The sequence below is a fragment of the Pseudomonas sp. F007 genome (genome assembly GCF_057814275.1).
In genome coordinates this window covers 469041-490605 of the sequence record NZ_JBVATA010000004.1, presented here as the reverse complement: position 1 = coordinate 490605, position 21565 = coordinate 469041, and the positions used below count along the sequence as shown (strand labels likewise).

General features: G+C 62.8%; 22 protein-coding genes and 1 tRNA gene. 14 read left to right on the top strand and 9 right to left on the bottom strand.

The window, feature by feature from the left end:
* Positions 1-104 precede the first annotated feature (104 nt).
* On the top strand, positions 105-998 hold the full coding sequence (locus ACZYR5_RS12495; protein WP_489089632.1) for a DMT family transporter: 894 nt from the start codon (positions 105-107) through the stop codon (positions 996-998).
* 7 nt (positions 999-1005) lie between these two features.
* On the opposite strand, the gene ACZYR5_RS12490 is transcribed toward ACZYR5_RS12495, so the two are convergent.
* A complete protein-coding gene (locus ACZYR5_RS12490) occupies positions 1006-2082 on the bottom strand; it encodes an FUSC family protein (protein WP_489089633.1) in 1077 nt (358 codons plus the stop codon).
* Positions 2083-2112: 30 nt separating this feature from the next.
* Positions 2113-3738, bottom strand: a complete 1626-nt coding sequence (locus tag ACZYR5_RS12485; RefSeq protein WP_489089634.1) for an NADP-dependent glyceraldehyde-3-phosphate dehydrogenase — start codon at positions 3736-3738, stop codon at positions 2113-2115.
* Positions 3739-4071: 333 nt separating this feature from the next.
* Between ACZYR5_RS12485 and ACZYR5_RS12480 the strand changes: the two genes are divergently transcribed.
* The 3 genes from ACZYR5_RS12480 to ACZYR5_RS12470 all read left to right on the top strand — a co-directional run bounded on the left by ACZYR5_RS12480 (position 4072) and on the right by ACZYR5_RS12470 (position 7154).
* Positions 4072-4458 (top strand): c-type cytochrome, encoded by a 387-nt coding sequence (locus ACZYR5_RS12480; RefSeq protein ID WP_489089635.1) that lies wholly within the window; start codon positions 4072-4074, stop codon positions 4456-4458.
* A gap of 84 nt (positions 4459-4542) precedes the next feature.
* Positions 4543-5871 (top strand): D-arabinono-1,4-lactone oxidase, encoded by a 1329-nt coding sequence (locus tag ACZYR5_RS12475; protein ID WP_489089962.1) that lies wholly within the window; start codon positions 4543-4545, stop codon positions 5869-5871.
* Between the two features lie 74 nt (positions 5872-5945).
* A complete protein-coding gene (locus ACZYR5_RS12470) occupies positions 5946-7154 on the top strand; it encodes a DSD1 family PLP-dependent enzyme (protein WP_489089963.1) in 1209 nt (402 codons plus the stop codon).
* A 133-nt stretch (positions 7155-7287) separates the two neighbouring features.
* On the opposite strand, the gene ACZYR5_RS12465 is transcribed toward ACZYR5_RS12470, so the two are convergent.
* Positions 7288-8571: an NAD(P)/FAD-dependent oxidoreductase gene (locus tag ACZYR5_RS12465; protein ID WP_489089636.1), complete on the bottom strand. Its 1284-nt coding sequence runs from the start codon at positions 8569-8571 to the stop codon at positions 7288-7290.
* A 183-nt stretch (positions 8572-8754) separates the two neighbouring features.
* On the opposite strand from ACZYR5_RS12465, the gene ACZYR5_RS12460 reads away from it, so the two are divergent.
* From ACZYR5_RS12460 to ACZYR5_RS12445, 4 genes are all read left to right on the top strand, one after another.
* Positions 8755-8831 (top strand) — tRNA-Val (locus ACZYR5_RS12460).
* A 267-nt stretch (positions 8832-9098) separates the two neighbouring features.
* Complete coding sequence (locus ACZYR5_RS12455) at positions 9099-9416, top strand: termination factor Rho (RefSeq protein WP_489089964.1); 318 nt, start codon at positions 9099-9101, stop codon at positions 9414-9416.
* Between the two features lie 184 nt (positions 9417-9600).
* Positions 9601-9852: a hypothetical protein gene (locus ACZYR5_RS12450; protein ID WP_489089637.1), complete on the top strand. Its 252-nt coding sequence runs from the start codon at positions 9601-9603 to the stop codon at positions 9850-9852.
* 33 nt (positions 9853-9885) lie between these two features.
* Complete coding sequence (locus tag ACZYR5_RS12445) at positions 9886-11088, top strand: GGDEF domain-containing protein (protein ID WP_489089638.1); 1203 nt, start codon at positions 9886-9888, stop codon at positions 11086-11088.
* Here the strand turns inward: ACZYR5_RS12445 and ACZYR5_RS12440 are convergent.
* From ACZYR5_RS12440 to ACZYR5_RS12415, 6 genes are all read right to left on the bottom strand, one after another.
* Positions 11082-11603: a cytochrome C gene (locus ACZYR5_RS12440; RefSeq protein WP_489089639.1), complete on the bottom strand. Its 522-nt coding sequence runs from the start codon at positions 11601-11603 to the stop codon at positions 11082-11084. The two genes, ACZYR5_RS12445 and ACZYR5_RS12440, sit on opposite strands and share 7 nt — an antisense overlap.
* Positions 11604-11693: 90 nt before the next feature.
* Positions 11694-12215, bottom strand: a complete 522-nt coding sequence (locus ACZYR5_RS12435; RefSeq protein ID WP_027620621.1) for a methylamine dehydrogenase light chain — start codon at positions 12213-12215, stop codon at positions 11694-11696.
* An 18-nt stretch (positions 12216-12233) separates the two neighbouring features.
* Complete coding sequence (gene mauD / locus ACZYR5_RS12430; RefSeq protein WP_489089640.1) at positions 12234-12854, bottom strand: methylamine dehydrogenase accessory protein MauD; 621 nt, start codon at positions 12852-12854, stop codon at positions 12234-12236.
* Between the two features lie 5 nt (positions 12855-12859).
* The gene (locus ACZYR5_RS12425) at positions 12860-13399 is read right to left on the bottom strand and encodes a MauE/DoxX family redox-associated membrane protein (protein WP_489089641.1); all 540 of its coding nucleotides are present in this window, start codon (positions 13397-13399) and stop codon (positions 12860-12862) included.
* A gap of 11 nt (positions 13400-13410) precedes the next feature.
* Positions 13411-14559: an amine dehydrogenase large subunit gene (locus ACZYR5_RS12420; protein ID WP_489089642.1), complete on the bottom strand. Its 1149-nt coding sequence runs from the start codon at positions 14557-14559 to the stop codon at positions 13411-13413.
* A 167-nt stretch (positions 14560-14726) separates the two neighbouring features.
* Positions 14727-16208, bottom strand: coding sequence for a sensor histidine kinase (locus tag ACZYR5_RS12415; RefSeq protein WP_489089643.1), 1482 nt, complete (start codon positions 16206-16208; stop codon positions 14727-14729).
* Between the two features lie 363 nt (positions 16209-16571).
* On the opposite strand from ACZYR5_RS12415, the gene ACZYR5_RS12410 reads away from it, so the two are divergent.
* Genes ACZYR5_RS12410 through ACZYR5_RS12385 form a run of 6 tightly spaced genes read left to right on the top strand, consistent with a single transcriptional unit; the run spans position 16572 to position 21563 of the window.
* Positions 16572-17741, top strand: a complete 1170-nt coding sequence (locus tag ACZYR5_RS12410; RefSeq protein ID WP_489089644.1) for an acyl-CoA dehydrogenase family protein — start codon at positions 16572-16574, stop codon at positions 17739-17741.
* A 29-nt stretch (positions 17742-17770) separates the two neighbouring features.
* Positions 17771-18142 (top strand): hypothetical protein, encoded by a 372-nt coding sequence (locus tag ACZYR5_RS12405; protein WP_489089645.1) that lies wholly within the window; start codon positions 17771-17773, stop codon positions 18140-18142.
* 3 nt (positions 18143-18145) lie between these two features.
* On the top strand, positions 18146-18616 hold the full coding sequence (locus ACZYR5_RS12400) for a nuclear transport factor 2 family protein (protein ID WP_489089646.1): 471 nt from the start codon (positions 18146-18148) through the stop codon (positions 18614-18616).
* Positions 18613-19734 carry an amidase gene (locus ACZYR5_RS12395; RefSeq protein ID WP_489089647.1) on the top strand — a complete coding sequence of 374 codons (1122 nt, stop codon included), beginning with the start codon at positions 18613-18615 and terminating at the stop codon, positions 19732-19734. The genes ACZYR5_RS12400 and ACZYR5_RS12395 overlap by 4 nt, the downstream gene beginning before the upstream one ends.
* A gap of 48 nt (positions 19735-19782) precedes the next feature.
* Positions 19783-21066, top strand: coding sequence for an aromatic ring-hydroxylating oxygenase subunit alpha (locus ACZYR5_RS12390; protein WP_489089648.1), 1284 nt, complete (start codon positions 19783-19785; stop codon positions 21064-21066).
* Entirely contained in the window at positions 21063-21563 is a 501-nt protein-coding gene (locus tag ACZYR5_RS12385) for an aromatic-ring-hydroxylating dioxygenase subunit beta (RefSeq protein ID WP_489089649.1), read from the top strand. The genes ACZYR5_RS12390 and ACZYR5_RS12385 overlap by 4 nt, the downstream gene beginning before the upstream one ends.
* Positions 21564-21565: the final 2 nt, after the last annotated feature.

The window sequence follows — 21565 nt, the reverse complement described above, 5'->3', positions numbered from 1 at the left end:
TATGCCTTGATAAAAAAGGTGAAATCGTATTTTAGCCTGCATTCTGCCATGGAGCAGCAGGGTGTTGGATGAGCATACTGTAGGCTCACTCCGAGGATTTGATCATGGACAACACCTTACGTCGCGGCTCGCTGGAAATGACTGCCGCCATGCTGATTTCCGGGACCATTGGCTGGTTCGTGTTGGTCTCGGGCCAGCCGGTGCTGGACGTGGTGTTCTGGCGCTGCGTGTTCGGTGCCGCAACCTTGCTGTTGATCTGCGCGGTGTTCGGCTTCCTGCGTCCGGGGATTCTGAGTCGCACCACCTTTTTGCTCGCCGTGCTCAGTGGCGTGGCGATTGTCGGAAACTGGGTGCTGTTGTTCGCCTCCTATTCCCGGGCCTCGATTGCCATCGGCACGGCGGTGTACAACGTGCAGCCGTTCATGTTGGTCGGGTTGGCAGCGATCTTTCTCGGCGAGAAAATCACCGCGCAAAAGCTGTTCTGGCTCGGTATTTCGTTTCTCGGCATGCTGGCAATCGTCAGCGCCCATGGCCAGCAGGGTGAGGGTGGTGGGCAGTACTTGCTGGGGATCGCCCTGGCCCTGGGCGCCGCCCTGCTGTACGCCTTTGCCGCGCTGATCATCAAGCGCCTGACCGGCACGCCGCCGCATTTGATCGCGCTGATCCAGGTGTGCACCGGGATATTGTTGCTGGCGCCCTGGGCCAACTGGTCGGCCTTGCCGCAACAATCGGGTGCCTGGGCCAGCCTCCTGACCCTGGGGATCGTCCACACCGGTGTGATGTATGTGCTGCTCTACGGGGCCATTCAGAAGCTGCCGACCGCCCTGACCGGCGCCCTGTCATTTATCTACCCGATTGCGGCGATTTTCGTCGACTGGTTTGCCTTTGGCCATCGTCTGGAGCTGCTGCAGTGGGCCGGCGTTGTCGCGATCCTGCTGGCGGCGGCCGGGATGCAACAAGGCTGGGGCAGCGGTATACGCAAGGCCGTGACGCAGTAAACGGTGCTCAGATCTTCCAGTCCGGCGCCGACTTCACCAGGCGTCCCGCCATGTCGTTGAGGTTGTTGGCCAGTTGTCGGGTCAGCAGTCGATAACCGTCGAGGGCACTGTACACCGGCGTATCCATCGCGCTCGGCAAGGGCGGTTGCTCGACGCTGCGCTGCAGACGCTCGGTCGACCCCGACTGCAGGGCGCGGGCCATGCCGATCAGCAAGCGGCGAATCTCCCCGTGTTCGGCTTTCAACGCCAGTTGCATCTGTGCCAACGCTTGTTCATCTCGAGGGTCGGGGCGAGTGTTGGCGAGGATCTCCAGGGTGCTGACGCTCAGGCGCAGATTGCGTTGCAGGGCGTCGAGCTGGGTCATGGACATGCGCACCTCCTTGGACACCGACGGCATCAGCGAGCGCAGTTGCACCATCGCCCCATTGAGGCCGGCGAGCAGCTTGAGGTAGTGATCGTCCGTCACCGATCCACCACTGATGATGCGGCTGTAGAGACTCGCGCAGTCGCGCAACGCACCGGCGAGTTTGTAGCGCCACGAGTACACCGCGTACAGCGGCAGGGCAAACGAGAACGCCAGGGCGAGGACGATGCCGATCAGGATGTCCACCGTGCGCCACAGGCCGTCGGTGACCACGTTGTCGCCATGCCCGGCGACGATGAATACGGTAATCGCTGAAAGCAGGGCGGTGTATCCGCCTTTGCCAATGGCGTGGTAGGAAAAGAACCCGCACACCACCGACATGCAGAAGTAGGTCAGCCAGGGCAGGCCGAGCCAGGCTTGCTGCAGCACCAGCAGCAGGCCGACACCGGCACCGATCAAGGTGCCAAGGGCGCGCTCGGCGGCCTTCTTGCCGATGTTGCCGTGATGCTGCAGGCCGCCGATGACCACCAGCATGGTCACCGAGGCCCACTCGCCATGGGGCAGGTTGATCCCGGTGGTCAGCAGGATGGTCGCCAGCAGCCCCAGCGAGACCCGTACGGCGTGGATCACCCGGGCGTTGCGGTAGCGCCGGTACGGGTCCAGCACCGGGCGGAGCAGGCGCCGCAGCAGCGCTGGCAAGCGGGACGATAGGGCAGTCATCGGCGGGGCAGTGGTTCCTTTGTGGCTGATCTAGAAAATGTAGTCGGTTGTCAGGAAACTCGACTCCCGGCCGCGGATGATGTCGCTGATCAAATCCTTGTTGCGCTCCTGGAACTTGGTCGCCACCAGCGTGCGAATCGAGAAGGTGCGCAATGCATCATGCACCGACAAGGTGCCCTCGGCCGAATTCTTCCGTCCATTGAACGGGAAGGTATCCGGGCCGCGCTGGCACTGGGCATTGATGTTGATCCGTCCGACCTGGTTGGCAAAGGTGTCGACCAGTTTCCCCACTTCGGCGGGGTTGTTGCCGAACAGGCTCAACTGCTGTCCGAAGTCTGACTCAAGTACGTAGTCAATCACCGTATCCAGATCACGATAAGGCACGATTGGCACCACCGGGCCGAATTGTTCTTCATGGTAGATGCGCATCTCGCTGCTGACCGGGTACAGCACTGCTGGGTAGAAGAATGAGCCACGGGCCTGACCGCCGTTGGCGTTGATCACCTTGGCACCGTTGCGCACGGCGTCGTCCACCAGCCCATGCAGGTAGTCGACCTTGCCCGACTCGGGCAGTGGGGTCAGTGCTACGCCGTTTTCCCACGGCATGCCGGGCTTGAGGCTGGCGAGTTTGCGGTTGAATTTGTCGATGAAGGCGTCGACCACGTCCTCATGCACAAAGAGAATTTTCAGCGCCGTGCAGCGCTGGCCATTGAACGACAGCGAGCCGGTGACGGCTTCAGTGACCGCGTTGTCGAGGTCCACCTCCGGCAGGACGATGCCGGGGTTCTTCGCGTCCAGGCCCAGGGCGGCGCGCAGGCGGTGCGGCCTGGGGTGGAGTTTCTTCAGGTCGCTGGCGGCCTTGTTGGTGCCGATAAACGCAAAGATGTCGATCTTGCCGCTGGCCATCAGCGCGCTGACGGTCTCGCGGCCGCTGCCGTAGATGACGTTGATCACCCCTGCCGGGAAGCTGTCGCGGAAGGCTTCCAGCAGCGGACGGATCAACAGCACGCCGAGTTTGGCTGGCTTGAATACCACGGTGTTGCCCATGATCAGCGCCGGAATCAGGGTGGTGAAGGTCTCGTTCAGCGGATAGTTGTAGGGCCCCATGCACAGGGCAACGCCCAGTGGCACGCGGCGGATCTGGCCGAGGGTGTCCTGCTCCAGCTCGAAGCGGCTCGAGCGACGGTCGAGCTCCTTGAGGGCGTTGATGGTGTCGACGATGTAGTCGCAGGTGCGATCGAACTCTTTCTCGGAATCCTTGAGGTTCTTGCCGATTTCCCACATCAGCAACTTGACTACAGCCTCTCGCTGTTCGCGCATGCGCGTCAGAAAAGTTTCGACATGCTGGATCCGCTCGGCCACCCGCATGGTCGGCCAACTGCCCTGGCCGCGGTCGTAGGCGCGCACGGCGGCGTCGAGGGCGGTGAGTGCGGTCTCGGCATCGAGCAGCGGCGTGCTGCCGAGGATCACTTGTTCATCGACGCCGTCGACGTCCAGGTACACCGGGCTGCGCACGGTGGCCAGCGGGCCGTTCCAGGTGCGCAGGGTGCCGTCGACCAGATAGTCGCGTTGTTCGACGGGCTGGCCCGGGCGGTACTGTTCTGGGATGTCGGCGAGGGCCGGAAACAGTGTGCTGAGAATACTTTCGGTGCTCATGGGACTACCCCGTACTGAAGATGGCGACGCAAGGTCGATGGGCTGTTTTGCAGGCAGGAAATCGCTACATGGGTTATACGCCTTGGGCGCGGTTTTTTACCAGAATGACCCGCTAAAGCGCAGGCTAGAGGGGTTGTGCGGAAAGAGCGTGGAGCAAGCGTAGTCCAATTCCAGGGTCGTAGATGTAACAAACCGTCACATCCTCACCCTTGTCGCTGGCCTTTAAAGCCCCCCTCGATGACCCACAATGACCTCAACCGGACGCGGCGACTGGCTTAGTGTTCAGCTTCACCGGTCATCACCGCCAAAGCACCGCAACCAGTGGGGAAAATCATGGGCAGAGCGATTCGAGCAGCACGCCAGCGATCATCCGCCAAGTGGGTCCTGCTGCTCCTGATCGGCGTGTTGGGCGCCTGTGGCGAGGAGCCGAAAAATACCGACGCCCGTGTCCAGGCGGCCAGCGCCGTGCCCGTCGACACCGCGCTGGCACGCACCTACGACACCAGTTGCAAGCTGTGTCACGCCAATCCGGCGTCCGGTGCGCCGCTGACCGGCGACCTGGCCGCGTGGAAACCGCGTGTCGCGCAGGGCGCCGATACGTTGCTGGACCACACGATCAATGGCCACAACGGCATGCCGCCGATGGGTATGTGCATGCAGTGTTCCGAGGAAGATTTCCTCGCGCTGATCAGCTTCATGTCCGGCCAACAACTCCAATAAGTCCCACAGCCAGGATGGATGACGATGGACCTCACGCGACGTCAGCTTTTGCAGCGCGCCAGTATCGTCGGGGCGCTCACGGCCTTGAGCAGCAACCCGGTGCTGGCCCAACTGGCGCGTGCGCCGAGGTTGATCCCCTGGCGCAACTGGTCGGGCGCCCAGAGCTGCCTGCCCGAAGCGCGTTTGGCGCCCAAGGATCTGGATGAACTGGTGCAGGTCATTGGCAGCGCACCGGGCAAGATTCGCCCGGTAGGATCGGCGCATTCCTTCAGCGCCCTGGTGCCCACCGATGGCACGCTGTTGTCGCTGAGCAATTTCAGCGGCCTGCTGAGTCATGACGCGGCCACCCTGCAAGCCGAGTTTGGCGCCGGCACACCCATGTCGCGCATGGGCCTGGCGCTGAAAGAGGTCGGCCAGGGTCTGAGCAATATGGCCGACATCGATTACCAGACCCTGGCTGGCGCAATCGCCACCTCGACCCACGGCACCGGGAAAAACTTCCAGTCCTATTCGGCTTATGTTGCGGGCCTGCAACTGGTGACGGCGAGCGGCCAGGTGCTCGATTGCGACAGCCAGCATCACCCGGAGGTGTTCAATGCCGCGCGGGTATCGCTGGGCGCCCTGGGCATTGTCACCAGAGTGCGCATGCAAAACCGCCCGGCGTACCGCCTGCGCGAGCACCAATGGATCGCCAGGACCGAAGAACTGCTGGAAGACGTGGAAAAGAACACCCGCGAAAACCAGCACTGGGAAATGCTGGTGGTGACCCATTCCGACTACGCGCTGTCGATGGCCCTCAACGAAACCACCGACCCGGCCACGCCACCGGTCAGTCCAGACGAGGAGGGTGGCAACGAGTTCGTCAATCTGATCGAGAAGTTCGACAAGTACGTCAGTGACTTCCCGGACACCCGTCGCACTTTGCTCAACAGCTTGCGGCACATCGCTGATTTCGAGGATCGGGTCGGGGATTCCTACGATATCTACGCCAACGTGCGCACAGTACGTTTCAACGAAATGGAGTATTCAGTGCCCGCCGAGCACGGCCCGGCATGCCTGCGCGAGATCATCAAGCTGATCACCGACAAGGACCTGCGCACCTGGTTTCCGATCGAATACCGCTATGTGAAAGCCGACGACATTGCCTTGAGCATGTTCGAGGGCCGCGACAGCTGTTCGATCTCGGTGCACCAGCACTACCAGATGGACCATCACAATTTCTTCGCCGCCATCGAGCCGATTTTCTGGAAGTACGCCGGCCGCCCGCACTGGGGCAAGCTGCACAGTCTGAATGCGCGCCACCTGCAGGCGTTGTACCCGCGCTGGGAGGAATTCCGCGAGGTGCGCCAGGCACTGGACCCGCAGGGCAAATTCCTCAACGCCCATCTGTCCTCGATCCTGGGAGTGAGCTGATGGCCCTCAATCGCAGACGTTTCATCGGTGGCGCCGTGGGCGCCGGTGCATTGCTGGTTGGTGTCGGCGCGCTGCTGCGTCCGGGGGATCGAGGCGCCGCCTATAACGATTACTTCAGCGTCTTGAATCAAGAGCTGAAAAAACACGGACCGATGCGCCCGGTGCTGTTGATCGACCTCGATCGGCTCGATCACAACATCGATGTGGTCATGCAGTCGGTGCAGCGTGGCGGCAAGCACCTGCGCCTGGTGGAGAAATCCCTGCCAGCGCCGGGGCTGTTAGCCTACATCTGCGAGCGCGCTGGTACACAGCGCTTGATGTCCTTTCATCAGCCATTTCTCAACCACGATGCGCAGACTTTCCCTCAGTCCGACATCCTGCTGGGCAAGCCCCTACCGGTGCGTTCCGCCGAGTTGTTCTACCAGAATCACAAAGGGCCGTTCGATCCCGCGCGCCAATTGCAGTGGCTGCTCGATACCCCGGCGCATCTGCAGCAATACCTGACGCTGGCCCAGGGCTTGGGCACGCGGCTGCGGATCAACATCGAACTGGACGTCGGCCTGCACCGAGGCGGCGTCGCCGACAACGCCACGCTGGGGCAGATGCTCGGTTTGATCCGCGCCAATCCACAGCACCTGGCGTTTGCCGGTTTCATGGGGTACGACCCCTTTGTCGGCATGGGCGTGCCGGGCATTCTCGGCAGCGCCGAGGAGTTGTTTGCCAAGGTCATGCAGCAGTACAGCAGTGCCGTGGACTTCACCCGGCAGCAGTTCGCCGACCTGTGGCGTGCTGATCTCACGCTCAATACCGCCGGTAGCCCGAGCTACCGCATACATGAACGCGAGTCGCTGAGTAGCGAGGTGTCGGTGGGGACGGCGATGCTCAAGCCAACCCACTACGATCTGCCGTCACTGACCGACCATGTGCCGGCAACCTGGATTGCCACACCGGTGTTGAAGCGTACCGGCGCGGTGCGAATTCCGGCGCTGGACGGTAAGTCGAAGCTGTTTTCGTGGTGGGACACCAACCAGCGTGAGACCTATTTCATTTATGGCGGCAATTGGATGGCCGAGTACGAATCACCGGCCGGCTTGCAGAGCAACGGCCTGTACGGGCGCAGTTCCAATCAGGAAATGGTCAACGGCTCGAGCGCGGTTGGCTTGGACGTGGACGATCAGGTGTTCCTGCGACCGACGCAAACCGAGTCGGTGTTGCTGCAGTTCGGCGATCTGCTGGGTGTGCGCGGCGGCAAGATCGTCGAGAGCTGGCCGGTTTACAGCTGAGGTTCATGGCCTCAGGAAGCATCGCCCTGTAGGAGCGAGCCTGCTAGCGATGAATTTAATGCGGTATCGCTGATGGCCCCTTCGCTGCGGTGCGGCGACCCAACTCCCTGGGGCCCGCCGCCGGCACAGTCAATCAAACCCCAAACCTGTCCCGCAACCCGTAATACCAGGCCCCCAACGCCGCAAACGGCGTGCGCAGCAATTGACCGCCAGGGAAGGGGTAGTGCGGCAGATCGGCAAAGGCATCAAAACGCTCGGCCTGGCCGCGCAGGGCTTCGGCCAGCACCTTGCCCGCCAGGTGGGTATAGGTCACCCCGTGGCCGCTGCAGCCCTGGGAGTAATAGATGTTATCGCCCAGGCGTCCAACCTGAGGCAAACGCGACAAGGTCAGCAGGAAATTGCCGGTCCAGGCGTAATCAATCTTCACGTCCTTGAGTTGCGGGAAGGCCTTGAGCATTTTCGGGCGAATGATCGCCTCGATGTTCGCCGGATCCCGCGCGCCGTACACCACGCCACCCCCGAAGATCAGGCGCTTGTCAGCGGTAAGGCGGTAGTAATCGAGCAGGTAATTGCAGTCTTCGACGCAATAATCCTGTGGCAACAGGCTGTTGGCCAGGGCATCGCCCAGAGGTTCGGTAGTAATTACCTGGGTGCCGCACGGCATGGATTTGGCTGCCAGCTCAGGCACCAGGTTACCCAGATAGGCGTTGCCGGCGACGATGATGAATTTGGCCCGCACCCTGCCGCCAGGAGTATGCACCACCGGATTGGCGCCGCGCTCGATGCGCACTGCCGGCGACTGTTCGTAAATAGTGCCACCCAGGGATTCGACCGCCGCCGCTTCACCCAAGGCCAGGTTGAGCGGGTGGATGTGCCCGCCACTCATGTCGAGCATGCCGCCGACATACTGCTCACAGGCCACTACTTCGCGGATGCGTCGTTGGTCCAGCAGTTCGAGCTGGGTGTGACCGAAACGCTCCCACAGACGCTTCTGCGCTTCCAGATGGGCCATCTGCTTGCTGGTGATGGCGGCGAACACCCCGCCATCCTTCAGGTCGCACTGAATCTGATAACGCGCCACCCGCTCGCGTATGATCCGCCCGCCCTCAAACGCCATCTGCCCGAGCAACTGCGCCTGCTTGGGGCCGACACTGCGCTCGATGACATCAATGTCACGGCTGTAGCTGTTGACGATCTGCCCGCCATTACGCCCCGACGCCCCGAACCCCACCCGGGCCGCCTCCAGCACCGTCACCCGAAAACCGTTCTCCAGCAGGAACAGTGCACTGGACAACCCGGTGTAACCGGCGCCAATCACGCACACGTCGGTTTCCACCTCGTCCTGCAGGGAGGGGCGCGGCGGGGCAGGGTTGGCCGACGCGGCATAATAGGATTGCGGATAAGGAGTGTTCGCCATTCCTGCAGCCTCTGTTGAATATATTTTACGAGTGCAGTGATCCTACCCGAGTTGAAAACCCACGGCCAGCCAGCGGAAATCCGAGTTTGTCGGGTCGAAATTAAATATTTTGCATATTCATAGGGTTAGCTGAAAAAAGGTGTTGACACCCCTCCGGAATTCCGTAGAATGCCGCCTCACAGCAGGCACGTAGCTCAGTTGGTTAGAGCACCACCTTGACATGGTGGGGGTCGTTGGTTCGAGTCCAATCGCGCCTACCAAACAAAATCCGCTCTGCTGGGCGGTCTAGAGGGGTCACCGGAAACGGTGACCCCTTTTTGCTTTCTGCGATTTGCAAAACCCTTCTTTACACGTCAAAACGCCACCCACCTCCGAATTCCCCACACCACCGGTCACCCCATCCGAACAGACCCGCAAAAAGAGTTTCCAGCGCATAAGTCGCTATGACTTTAAATCCGGAGGACTCACTCATGCCGCGCGGTGACAAAGCCAAGTACACAGACAAGTAAAAGCGCACAGCCGAATACATCGAGGAAAGCTACGAGGCCAAGGGGCTTTCTACAGCGCAAGCGCAGAGTCGTGCCTGGGCGACACTCAACAAGCAGTCCGGCGGTGGTGAGCGCAAAGGTGGTTCGGGGCAGAAGACCAGTATCGAAACCAAGGCCAAGGCCCGCAAATCCTCTGCCCGTCGTGCCAGTGTCAGCCGCCGGGGCGAGGCGAGGGCAGGCCAACGTCTTGAGGATCTGACCAAGGCTGAATTGATGAGCCGGGCGGGCGCGCAGCAGATTGCCGGGCGGTCGACGATGCGCAAGGCGCAGTTGATCGAGGCATTGCGCAACGCTTGAACCGCGAAGGCGGAACGACCACTGCGTGTGCCTTTCTGACGTCAAAAAATACTCCCCCGCATCCGCAATGAACTACTGTCTGCACTAATGGCGTTCTGATATTTTACCGTCGCCCACCTTCGGCACGGCCCGTGACGCTGGCCAGAAAGGACTCATGCCCCACACTTCAATCAGGGACGTTGCGATGAACGATGGTCAAAAGATCCTGCTGGAAAGGACGCTGTTTGTGTTGGGGGCCATGGGCGTGGGGATGTTTTGCCTCATCATGGGCAACGCGCTATTTCAGGTGGCAATCAGCGCGGACATCGATCTGTCGCGGGTCATCTACGAAATGTTCGACTACCGCGAGGCGGCTTTCCTTGTCTGGCCGCCGTTGACGGCCGGTTTGTTCTGCCTGTGGCTCAGGTCCTGCAGCCAGTCCAGCCGATTGGCCTAACCTGAGGTAAATGCCAGCGCCCGGTGAAGCCCGATGATTGCCCATACCCCCACCTTGTTTGCCTGTGTCGCGCTCGTGGCGACGATCATGGCGTTCTGTCTGATTCTGGTGGGTCAGTTCAACCGGCGTGATGGCTTGCTGACCATTGGTTTCGGTTTGCTCGCCCATGCGCTGGCCTACGTCGGCTACACCTTCTACGGACATGCACCGCTGTGGTTTACCTACGGCCTGGCCAACAGCCTGTTGGCGCTGGCGCTGGCCTGTTACAGCGCCAGTGTGTTTCGCATTGTCGAGTTGCCGGTGCCCTGGTGGCGGGTGTTCGCGCCGCCGGCGGTGATGCTGCTGGCGATGATCAGCCTGATCGATACCCTGGAACCGCGCATGCTCGCCGCCACCCTGGTGTTGATGCTGCAATGCGCGCTGATCATCCACTGGACGCGGCGCTATGTGCCGGCCCAGGGGCGGGCGCGGATGCTGTTGATCATTGGGTCGAGCATCAGCCTGATCGGCCTGGGCATGCGCATCGTTGCCGTGCTCGGCGGTGGCGCTGCCGAGATGCGCTACGACGTCAGCAACCTCAAGCAGACCATCTCGGTGAGTATCGGCACCTTCACCGCGATGATGATTTCCCTCGGCCTGGTGCTGTTGGCCAAGGAACGTAGCGAGTCGTTGCTGCAGCACATGGCCTTGCGCGATGTGCTGACCGGCATTCTCAACCGGCGGGCGATCATCGAGCAGTTCGCCAAGGAAGTGGAGCGTTCGCGCCGCGAAGAATCCTGCCTGGCGGTGGCGATGATCGACATCGACCACTTCAAGCAAATCAATGACGAGTACGGTCATCTGGCGGGCGATGAGGTGATTTGCCACTGCGTCAATCATCTCACCCGACGCCTACGCAAGTCCGACAGCATCGGTCGCTACGGCGGCGAGGAGTTCCTGCTGTTGCTGCCCTGCGCCAATGCCGAAGGCGCCATGAGTGTCCTCGACGACCTGCGCGCCTCATTGGCCGAGCACCCGGCGCAGTACGATCAGGCAAGTATTGCGGTGCGCATCAGTATCGGCGTGTGTTGCGTGATACCGGCTGCCGGCGACAGCCCGGCGAGCCTGTTGGCCAGGGCCGATGCGGCGCTGTACGAGGCGAAGGAGTTGGGGCGCAACGCAGTGCGGTTGGCGCCGGCAGCGGGGGCGTCAAGTGAAGACCCGTTTGCCGTCGCGCCGGTGCATCAGCCTCAGTAATTCATCCCGTCATCAATCGCGATGCCCTGCGCGCGCATGGCCTTGATCAATTCGCTGCGAGTGCCGGGCAAATTGAGCATGGTCTGGGCGCGCAGTTTCGTCACTTCGTCAGCGGTGTACGGCTGGTAATCCGCCGGGCGACTGCTGCCGGCCATGCCGTCTTCACGCATCAGCCAATTGAGCAGGTCGGCCAGTTGCGCGTTGTCCAGGGCCGATTGCGACATGCCCGGCACCCGTACCAGAAACTCGCGGCCACCGGGGACTTTCAGGAAGTTGCCGACGAAGCCCTTCATGCGTGGCGTGTCGTTGGCCGCCGAACCGCTGCCGTCGCCCAGATGGCAACCGGCGCACTGCAACTGGTAGTTCACGCCGACGCTGTAGCCGGCCTGGGCGATCGGGGTTTGCGGCGCTTCGTTGCCCGGTGCGTGGCGCTGGCCCGGGACGGGGATGGCGCGGGCGAAGGCGGTCGGGGCGCTCAGGGAGCAGATCAGCGCGATGAGGAGCAATTTACCCATGACAAACCCCTGGTCTGTGTAACCAATAAAAAAACGATGCAGGACTGAAAAAAAAGCCGGGAGTAGGTGCCCCCGGCGAAACGAGCCGGTTTACACGGCGACGCCGCGTATGATCGAGACGGTGCAGTGGTAGATGTGGGATTTGGCGGCCAGGCACCAGTTCACATCGTTGTTGTTGAACGGGCGGTAGGCCGGTTCTTCACTGTCGTTGCGGGTGCAGGCGCACTGGGCGCAGCTTTGCTTACCGCAGCAGTCGTTGTACGAAATGATGTAGTCCTTGCCGTCGGCCGGGTTGCGGCAGGTGCCGATCCAGGTCACCTGCGAGGCTTCGGTGCCCGGTGGGCAGGACGTCACCGAACCTCCGCAGCAGCTGCACAGGAAGCCGTCGATGGAGCAGTAGCGCCAGTAGTCGCAGCTGTTCGGATCGCCCGGGTCACCGGCTTTCGGGTCGGTGGCGGCCAGTGCCTTGCTGGTGCGGTCCAGTGGCAGCAGCAAGGGCAGGGCAGCACCGGCGACCATCAGCGAGCCCATGCGCGACAGCAATTTGCGCCGCGAGGTGGTGTCGGCGACACGGCGGGTGGAGCGCTCAAACAACAGATCCAGCAGTTTCATAAAGGTCTCCCTGCCTTATCAGTGGCTGTGGCCGTGGCTATGGTCGTGGTCGTGGGGCTGCGCGTTGAGGTACTGCTGCAGGGTGGCGTGCTTCAGGTGCTCGACTTCGAACAGGCTGTCCAGGTGCTCGCGGGAGTTGACCAGGCCCTTGGCGCGCAGGGTGCCGGCCTTGTCGATCAGCGCGGCGTACGGCAGCTTGCCGATCTGGTAGGTCATGCCGACTTCCGGGCCGACCACGTAGGTGGCGTCTTCGAGCTTGTGCTCGCGGATCAGCGCTTGCTGGGCGTCCATGTCGCCATCGCTGACGAACACCACGTCGAGGGTGCCGGCCTGTTCCTTGGCGATGGATTTGATCGCCGGCAGCAGCGACTTGCAGATCGGGCAGGTCGGCGAGAGGAAGAACAGCAGTTGCGATTTCTCGCCGGCATAACCGAAGTTCACCGGACGGCCCTTGCGGTCGCTGGCGGTGATTTGCGGCGCCGGTTCGTTGACCGCCACGCCTTTGTCGACCATCAGCGCGCCGGCTGGCGCCAGGCGACCGTGGAGGACGCCGATCTGACGAACCAGGCCCATGACGACAAACGCCACGACCACCAATAAAACCCAGAGCAGAATGTTGGAAACGATCAAGCCTTCCATTTTGATTACCTACCAATCAATTTGAGCAGAAGAGGGGAGTTCGCCAGCAAGCCATCGGCGGCGGCGTAGATCAGCAGCGCGACAGCGGCAGCGGCGAGGGTCACGAAACCGTCGAACAGGGTCAGGTCGCGGGCCACCGGTGCCACGCTGGCCAGCAGCGCCAGGGCCACCAGGGCGCTGTTGCGCACCAGCAGCACCGGACGCAATGGCTGGGCCTGGTCGGGGCCGGCGCAGCCGCAGTCGATGTCGGCGCGACCGCGCCACAGGTTGATGCCGATGGCGGCGGCGTACAGCGCCAGCAAGCCCGCCGCCGCGAGTGCGGCCCAGTTGCGGCTGAGCGGCACCAGCAGGGCGAAGGCAATGCCCAGCTCCACTACCGGCACCAGGCGTGCGCTCGGACGCACCAGCGCCTGGGGCAGCAGTTGGTAATCCGCCAGTTGCCGGGCGAAGCGCGCCGGTGCACGGACCTTGTGGGTCGCGGCACTGGCCAGCAACACCGCGATGGCGATGGCGCTGGCAATGATGAAGATCGGATCGATGTGCATGGCCGAACCTCTTAGTAGCTCATGACCTGAGTCGCGGTTTTTGCGACCTTGGCCATGCTGCCGGTGTGTGTGTTGGTCTTCAGGTCAAAGATCTGCAGACCGCCTTCCACGTCGGCGCCGAGCAGCAGCGGTTTGTCGTCGCCAGTGGCCTGCATGCTCCATACCGGAACCGGCGCTTCCAGGGTGCCGACCTTTTTGTGGGTCTTGAGATCGAACGCCCAGATCAGCGTGCTCGGGTCTTCCCACTTCATCGGTTCGTGGGCGTCGTGCATCAGCACATACAGACGATCCAGCTTAGGCGCCACGGCCATCAGCTGCCAGCCACCGGGGGCCCAGCCGGCCTTCTGCTCTTCCTCGGACACCAGCGACCAGGCCGGCAGGATCTTCGGCGCATCGCCGGCGAAATCCACCGGGCGCACGGTGCCGGTAGTGGTCGTGAAGTAGTAGGTGTCGCCGACGTTGACCGCGCGTTCCACCAGTCGCTCCGCGTTCGGGTCGAAGAACGGCGTGCGGCTGCGCGCGGTTTCCTGGCCCTGGTCGTTGAGGGTCACCACCTGCAGGCTGCCGTCACCGCACAGCGAGGCGAAGCGGCGGTTGCCCACCGGGTAGTTGAGCACGCATCCAGGGATCGCGATTTCCGTCGCCACCGTTTTGGCCTGGGTGTCGACCACGGTCACCGAGGTCGACGGGGTGAAGTTGTAGACATAGACGAACTTGTCGTCGCCGCTGGTCTTCAGGCCGTAGCGCTGGGTCAGCGACTCGGCTCGCTTGTTCGGGATCAGCACTTCCCAGGCCGGCGACAGAGTCGAGCTGTCCCAGGCGGTCAGCACGTCGGTGCGCACGCCGCGGGTGCCACGGGAATACCAGATGTCGGCGCTGTAGAGGGTCTTCTTGTCGTGGCTCAAGGCCGATGGTGCGGCGAAACCGGTCGGCACCATGCCCAGCACGCGTTTCTGGTCCGGGTCGACCACGGTCACGCGGCCCGCGACGAAGCTTTCGAACTCGACGTCGACCACGAATGCGCGGTGCGCTTCCGGCGGAAACGCCAGCACGGTCTGGCCAATGGTGTCCGGCGGCAGATCCGCGCGGGCACTGTTCAAACCGAGTACAAGCAGGCTCAGGCCTAGCGCTGACTGTACGGAGATCCTGTTTGTTCGCATAAGGGGAACTTCCTGAATTGTTGGTAACGCGGATCGCGGGTGCTTTGGCAGATTTTCACGGTTTGATTCTAGTCCGCGCCGCCGGCGGGAGAATTGCCCTGCCTGCCAAGTGTTTGTGTGTCTGTGCCAGTGTCATCAAACCGGCACAAGCGCCTGGCAGGACAGGCTCAGCACGGGGCTGAAAGGGGCAGGGAGAAGCTGAAGACCGCGCCGCAGGGCTCGAGGTTTTGTGCCCAGATATCGCCCCGGTGGCGGCCGATGATGTTTTTGCACAGCGCCAGGCCGATGCCGTTGCCGCTGACTTTTGACGAGAAAAAGCCGTCGAACAGCTTCTCCTGCGCCTGGGCCTGGATGCCCCGGCCGCAGTCTTCGATGCGCACCAGCGCGACGTCCTGGTCCTGGCTGGCATGAATCCGCAACAGCCGGCGCTCAATTGGCAAGTCGGCCATTTCTTCGATGGCGTTGAAGGCCAGGTTGAGGATCACCTGGCCGATCAGCACTTTTTCGCAACTGACCCGCAGTGGCGTGGGCGAGGGGACGATTTCCACCCGGACCCGGCTCGGGTCGGCGCGCAAACTGATGAAGTACCGGGTTTCACGCAGCAGCTCGTTGAGGTCGACCTGCTCTTCGCTTTGTTCGAGTTTGACCACGTAGTCGCGCACGCTCTTGATGATCACCGAGGCGTGTTCGATCTGCCGCACCGCGTTCTGCAGACCCCAGGTCACGCCCTGATCGGTGTCGGCGCTGGCACCGAGGCGAATCACCGCGCCCTCGATAAAGTTGCGGGTGGCGGCCAGCGGTTGGCTGAGTTCGTGGGCAATCGCCACGGCCATTTCGCCCATGGCGTTGTAGCGCGCCAGGTATTCGAGTTTCTGCTCGCTGAGGCGCCGCGCTTCTTCCGCCTGCACCTGTTCGGTGACATCGCGGAACAGCAGCAGGTGGCCGGCCAGGTCGTCTTCGATTTCGATGTAGCGGCAGGTCGCGTCGTGCCAGCGCCATTCGCCGTCGCGCCGTTGCACCCGATAGTGCACGGCGAAGGGCGCGTGCTCCGGCGACACGTTGCCCAGTTGCTGGAGCAGGCGTTGGCGCGAAGTCTCGTCGCACCAGTCAAGGAAGTTTTCGCCCAGTAGGTGCTGTTCTTCGCCATTGAGCAGATGGGCGCCAGAGTCGCTGATAAAGCGGATCTCACCCTCGGCCCCAAGCACCGCCACGCCTTCGGCCAGGTCCTGCATAAAAGCCTTGAGGCGACTTTCGAAGCGCTTGAGGTCGCGCTTGACCTTGTCTTCCTTGGAGATGTCGCGGAACTGCACCATCAGCACATCGCGGCCGTCCAGATGAACCAGGGTCGCCACCGCCTCGGACAGAATCTCCACCCCCTGCTTGGAGCGATAGCACCACTCGATGGCCCGCTGCCCGGTGCGCGCGGCGCCCTCCAGCCAGCGCAGGCCCACGGAACGGCGGTACTTCGGCGCATCGCGGGTCATGTCCGGGGCCTTGAGCGGGGTCAGTTCTTCCAGGGTAAAGCCCAGCGCCGCCAGGGCAGCGGCGTTGGCCCAGAGGATCTCCTTGGTGTGCGCGTCATGAAGAATGATGCACAGCGGCATGGCCTCGATCAGCGCATAAAAGTCGTTCGGTTTTGGCAAATACATTGCGCAGCCCTTTGCAGCAGCGGGTTCCGGCCGGGGTGGGCCAAGTATGGCTTTTTATACCCGCTCGCGCCTGGGGATGCGCTCAGAAGTAACCGCTGTCGCACTAGGGGTTTTCTTTAGGCGGGGGGCTGCACGCACCAATAGTTGGGCGTGGGCGGGGTTTTTACACTGGGCCGCAATGCAAGGGTCACCATCCCTGACTTCACCTTTCCCCCTTGTAGGAGCGAGCTTGCTCGCGATGGACGTCAACGATTACGCGTTCTGTCTGATTCGGCGCGCCGTCTGGAAGTTTTTCGCGAGCAAGCTCGCTCCTACAGGGACAGGTGGGGCCTTCCAAGAATAAGCACAACGGAGAATTCGCCCATGCTGCGCTCAGCTGTCGTCCAACAAGATCAGGTTTGCGATCCGGTCGAGCCGATGCTCGACAGTCCGTTGTTTCAGCAGGTGCTGGCCGAGGTGCGTGAACGTCGTGAAGAGTTCGACGCCTTGTCACACGTGCCTCGGGACATGATCGAGCGCTTCAAGCAGGTCGGCATCTATCGTGCCGCCACGCCAAAATGCTTCGGCGGCGACGCCCTGGCGCCGGGCCTGTTCCTGCAGATGATCGAGCGCATCTCCGAAGCCGACGGCTCCGCCGGTTGGGTTGCCAGCTTCGGCAGCGCCGGCGTGTACCTGGCGGCCTTGCCCCCGGAAACCCTCGCCGAACTCTACGCCGACAGCCCGGACCTGGTGTTCGCCGGCGGCCTGTTCCCGTTGCAACCGGCGCAGGTGGTCGAAGGCGGCTGGCAGGTCAACGGCACCTGGAAATTCGCCAGCGGCTGCAAGGGCGCGGACTTGCTCGGTGTCGGCATTGGCGCCAGCGCCGCCGGCGGCAAGCCTCGCACCGCCGTGTTCCCGGCCAGCCAGGTCGAGATCATCGAAAACTGGGACGTGGTCGGCCTCAAAGGCACCGGCAGCCACGACCTGCGTGTCAGCGAGCAATTCGTCGAAGACCGCTGGACCTTCATTCGTGGCGGCGCCGCCACCATCGACGAGCCGCTGTTCCGCTACCCCTCGATTGCCTACGCCGCGCAAGTGCTGGCCGTGGTCAACCTCGGCCTGGCCCGCGCCGCCCTCGACGAAATCAGCCGCATGGCCAACGGCGGCGGGATCACCGGCGCGCCGAAACTGGCCGACCGTGCCTACGTGCGCATCGAAGTGGCCAAGGCCGAAGCCACCCTCAGCGCCGCACGCTCGTTCTTCTACGGCGCGACTGAGCAGGTGTGGAACTCGATTCTGGCCGGCAATCCGGTCACCGCAGAGCAGACCAGCCTGCTGCGTCTGTCGGCGATTCACGTGTCCCAGGCCGGCGCTGCTGTGGTGCAGAGCGCCTACAGCCTGGCCGGGACCACCGCGATTTACTTGCGCCATCCGCTGCAACGCTACCTGCGCGACTCGATGGTGGTGACCCAGCACGCCTTCCTCAGCGAAGGCCTGTACGACGGCGCCGGCTCGGTGTTTCTCGGCGTCCAGCCGTTCCCGGGCTACATCTGACTTCTTTCACTCATTCAAGGATTACCGTCATGTCCCAAGTTACCCAGGAACCGTTGCGCGTCGTCTTCTGCATCGGCATCACCCAGAACTTTTTCGACCTGCCCACCGGCGAAGGCCTGAGCGTCTGGAAGGGCTTCAGCAAAATGATGGGCGACCTCGGCGCGATGCCCGGGATCACCGTGCTCGGCGCCATGGACGACGACCGCCTGATGGTCGGCCCGTCCACCACCTCGCCCTGGACCGTGTACATCATGGCCGACGTCGACTGCCACCAGACGGTGATCGACGCCTGCAACCTGTTCCGCACCACGCCGGTCAACGAGTACAGCCTGTGGCGCTATGCCAAGGTCGAAGCGCGCATCGGCCGTCCGCTGACCATCCCTGACGCGGCCAAGGTGTAAGTCATGAACGAGGCCTTGCTGCAGCGTCTGGCGACGCTCGAAGGGGAAAGTGCAGTGCGCCGCCTGATGGCGCGCTACATGGACCTGTGCGATGTGCCGCGGGCGCCGGTCGAGGCCCGTGACCTGGCACACCTGTTTACCGAGGACGCGATCTGGGAAGGCCTCGGCACCCAGACCGCGCAGACCTTCGGCCAGCACCGCGGACGCGAGGCGATCGCGGCGTTTGTCGGCGGTTACCTGCCGCCGTCCGATCACTTCCAGCTGAACCTGCACTACCTCACCAGCGAGTCGATTGTGGTCGACGGCGAGGGCGCGCAGGGGCAGTGGATCATGCAGCAGATTTCCACCTACGCCGATGGCCGCCACGAGCTGTTTGGCACCCGGTTGAACATTGATTTCCACTGCGTTGACGGCACTTGGCAGATCGCGCATTTCCGCACCCAGCGCCTGTTGAACCTGGAGCTGCGCCCATGAGTACCTTCATCAGCGAATTCCTCCTGGGGGGCCACGGCAAGCGCGTGGCGATCAAGGATTCGATCGACATCGCCGGGCATCCAACCCGCTCGGGTAGCCGGGTGTTTGCCGAGGCTGCACCGGCAATAAAAAACGCCGAAGTGGTCGATGCGATTCTCGACGCCGGCTGGCAGATCGTCGGCAAGACCAACCTGCACGAACTGGCGTTCGGCGTGACCGGGATCAACGACTGGACCGGCACCCCGATCAACCCACAAGCCCCTGACCGGGTGCCGGGCGGTTCTTCCAGCGGCTCGGCCGCGGCAGTTGCCGCGGGCCTGGCGGACATCGCCATCGGCACCGACACCGGGGGGTCGGTGCGCGTACCGGCGGCCTGCTGCGGGGTGGCCGGATTGAAGCCGACTTATGGGCGGGTCAGTCGCGTCGGTGCACACCCGCTGGAATCGAGCCTCGATTGCGTCGGGCCGTTCGCCCGGAACATGGACGATCTGATCGCCGCGATGCAGGTGATCTGTCCGGGCTTCAACGTACAAGGTTCGCCCGGCGATGGCGCCAAAGTCGGCTTCCTCGATGTCGCTTGCGACGCCCATTTGCAAGCCAGCCTCGGCGCCGCTGCGGACCGTGCCGGATGGCGCCGCAGCCACCTGCAGTTGAGCGAATTCGAAGCGGCATTCATTGCCGGGCTGACGGTGATCAATTTTGAAAACTGGGCCGCCTTCGGCCACCTGACCGGCAAAGGCCTGATCGGCGCCGACGTCGAAAGCCGTTTGCTGGCGGCCAGCCGCACCTCGCGCCAGGACCTGGCCGAAGCCGAAACGGTACGTGAACGCTTCACTCGCCAGGTGGATGCGGCGCTGGAAGATTTCGCCGTATTGCTCTTGCCAACACTGCCGAGCCTGCCACCGACCCTCAGCGAAGCCCGCGCCGGCAGCAAGGCCGTGGCCGGTATGACGCCGCTGGTGCGGCCGTTCAATTTGAGCGGTCATCCGGCGCTGTCGGTGCCGGTGGAGCTGGACTGTGGCGGGCTGAAAGTCGGCCTGCAGATTGTCGGTCGCAAGGGTCAGGACGAAATGGTCTGCGCCTTCGGTGCGCACCTGCAACAGAGCATGCTCGGTTAGCCCCCGGGACCAACACTCATCATAAAAACAAGCCATGAGGAGAACCGCATGAGCACTCATGAATACCCGCTGATCGCGACGTCGAGAAGCCCCGAACAGCTGGTCCAGCACGACCGCGTCGACGTTTCGCTGTACAACGACCCGGCGCTGTTCGAAGCCGAGCTGGAGAAGATTTTCTACCGCACCTGGGTGTGGGTTGCCCACGAAAGCGAAGTGCGCAACAGCGGCGATTTCAAGACCGCGACCATCGGCCGTCGTCCGGTGATCGTGGTGCGTGACAAGAAGAACACCATCAATGTCCTGGAAAACCGCTGCCGTCACCGTGGCGCCACGGTGTGCGAGAAGCACAAGGGCAACGCCACCGGTTTCACCTGCCCGTACCACAGCTGGTCCTATGGCCTGGACGGCAAGCTGCGCGCGCTGCCGTATCCGGACGGCTATGAAGGTATCCTCGAGAAATCCGAACTGCCGCTGACCAGCCTGCGCGTCGAAAGCTACGCCGGCATGATCTTCGCCAGCTACAACGACGAGATCGAGCCGCTGGAAGACTTCCTCGACGGCGCCAAACACTGGATGGACCTGTTCATGAAGCAGGGCGCCGGCTACCCGATCAAGACCCAGGGCGAACACAAGTTCAGCTTCAAGGGCAACTGGAAGATCCAGCTGGAAAACACCACCGACGGTTACCACTTCCCGATCGTGCACAAGTCGTTCATGTCGTCGGTGGATGAAGAAACCTCGGAAATGCTCTCGTTCATGACCGACGAACAAGCGGTGACCCACTCCCTGGGCAACGGCCACAGCGTGATGGTGATGGTCCCGGAGCACGTCGACCTCGATCACGACGACGGCACCGAGCAGTTGCAGGAGCGCTTTGCCCACGTCACCGAAGCGCTGTCGAAAAGCATGCCGGCCGATCAGGTTCGACGCATCGTGCGCTCGCTGCACGGCGCCGGGTTCAACCTGAACCTGTTCCCCAACGTGGCGATGTCGATGTCGTTCTTCCGCGTGCTGCGCCCGGTGTCGGTCACCGAAACCGAGATCCGTCACGTGGCCCTGGGCATGGACGGCGGCCCGGAAATCGCCAACCGCGAACGCATGCGTATCCACGAACACTTCCAGGGCCCGTTCGGTTTCGGCAGCCCTGACGATGCCGAGGCCTGGGATCGCGTGCAGCGCGGCTCGTATGCCGGCGTCGATGCGCCGATCCTGGTCAACCGTGGCCTGAATCGGGAAATCACCGCTGAGAACGGCGACAAAGTCAGCCACGCCACCGACGAAGGCGGCATGCGCGGTGCCTACGACATGTGGAAAAGGATGATGAGCCAATGAGCAATCACGACACCCTGAACGGCTTCACCGGCCCGCTGGCCCAGGCCATCGAATTCATCTGGCGCGAAGCCGAGCTGCTCGATCACAAGCACTACGCCGAGTGGGCGACCCTGTGGAGTGAGAGCGGCAAGTACATCGTGCCGATCGACCCGGATACCGAGGATTTCGAGGCGACCCTCAACTACGCCTACGACGATGCGCGCATGCGCGAGCTGCGCATCGAACGCCTGACCGCCGGCTATTCGCCGTCGGCGGTGGACGCGGCAAAAACCATCCGCACCGTCTCGCGTTTCCGCCTGGTGGAAGCCGCTGGCGACATCGTCGAAGTCAACTCGGCGCAGCTGCTGTACGCCTACAAACGTGGGGTGCACACGCCGTTCGTGGCCGACCTCAACCACCGCATCCGTTTCACCGACGGCGTGCCATCGCTGGAGCGCAAGGTGGTGCGGTTGATCAACTCCACCGACAGCCTGAGCGCGCTCGGTTTCCTGCTGTGAGG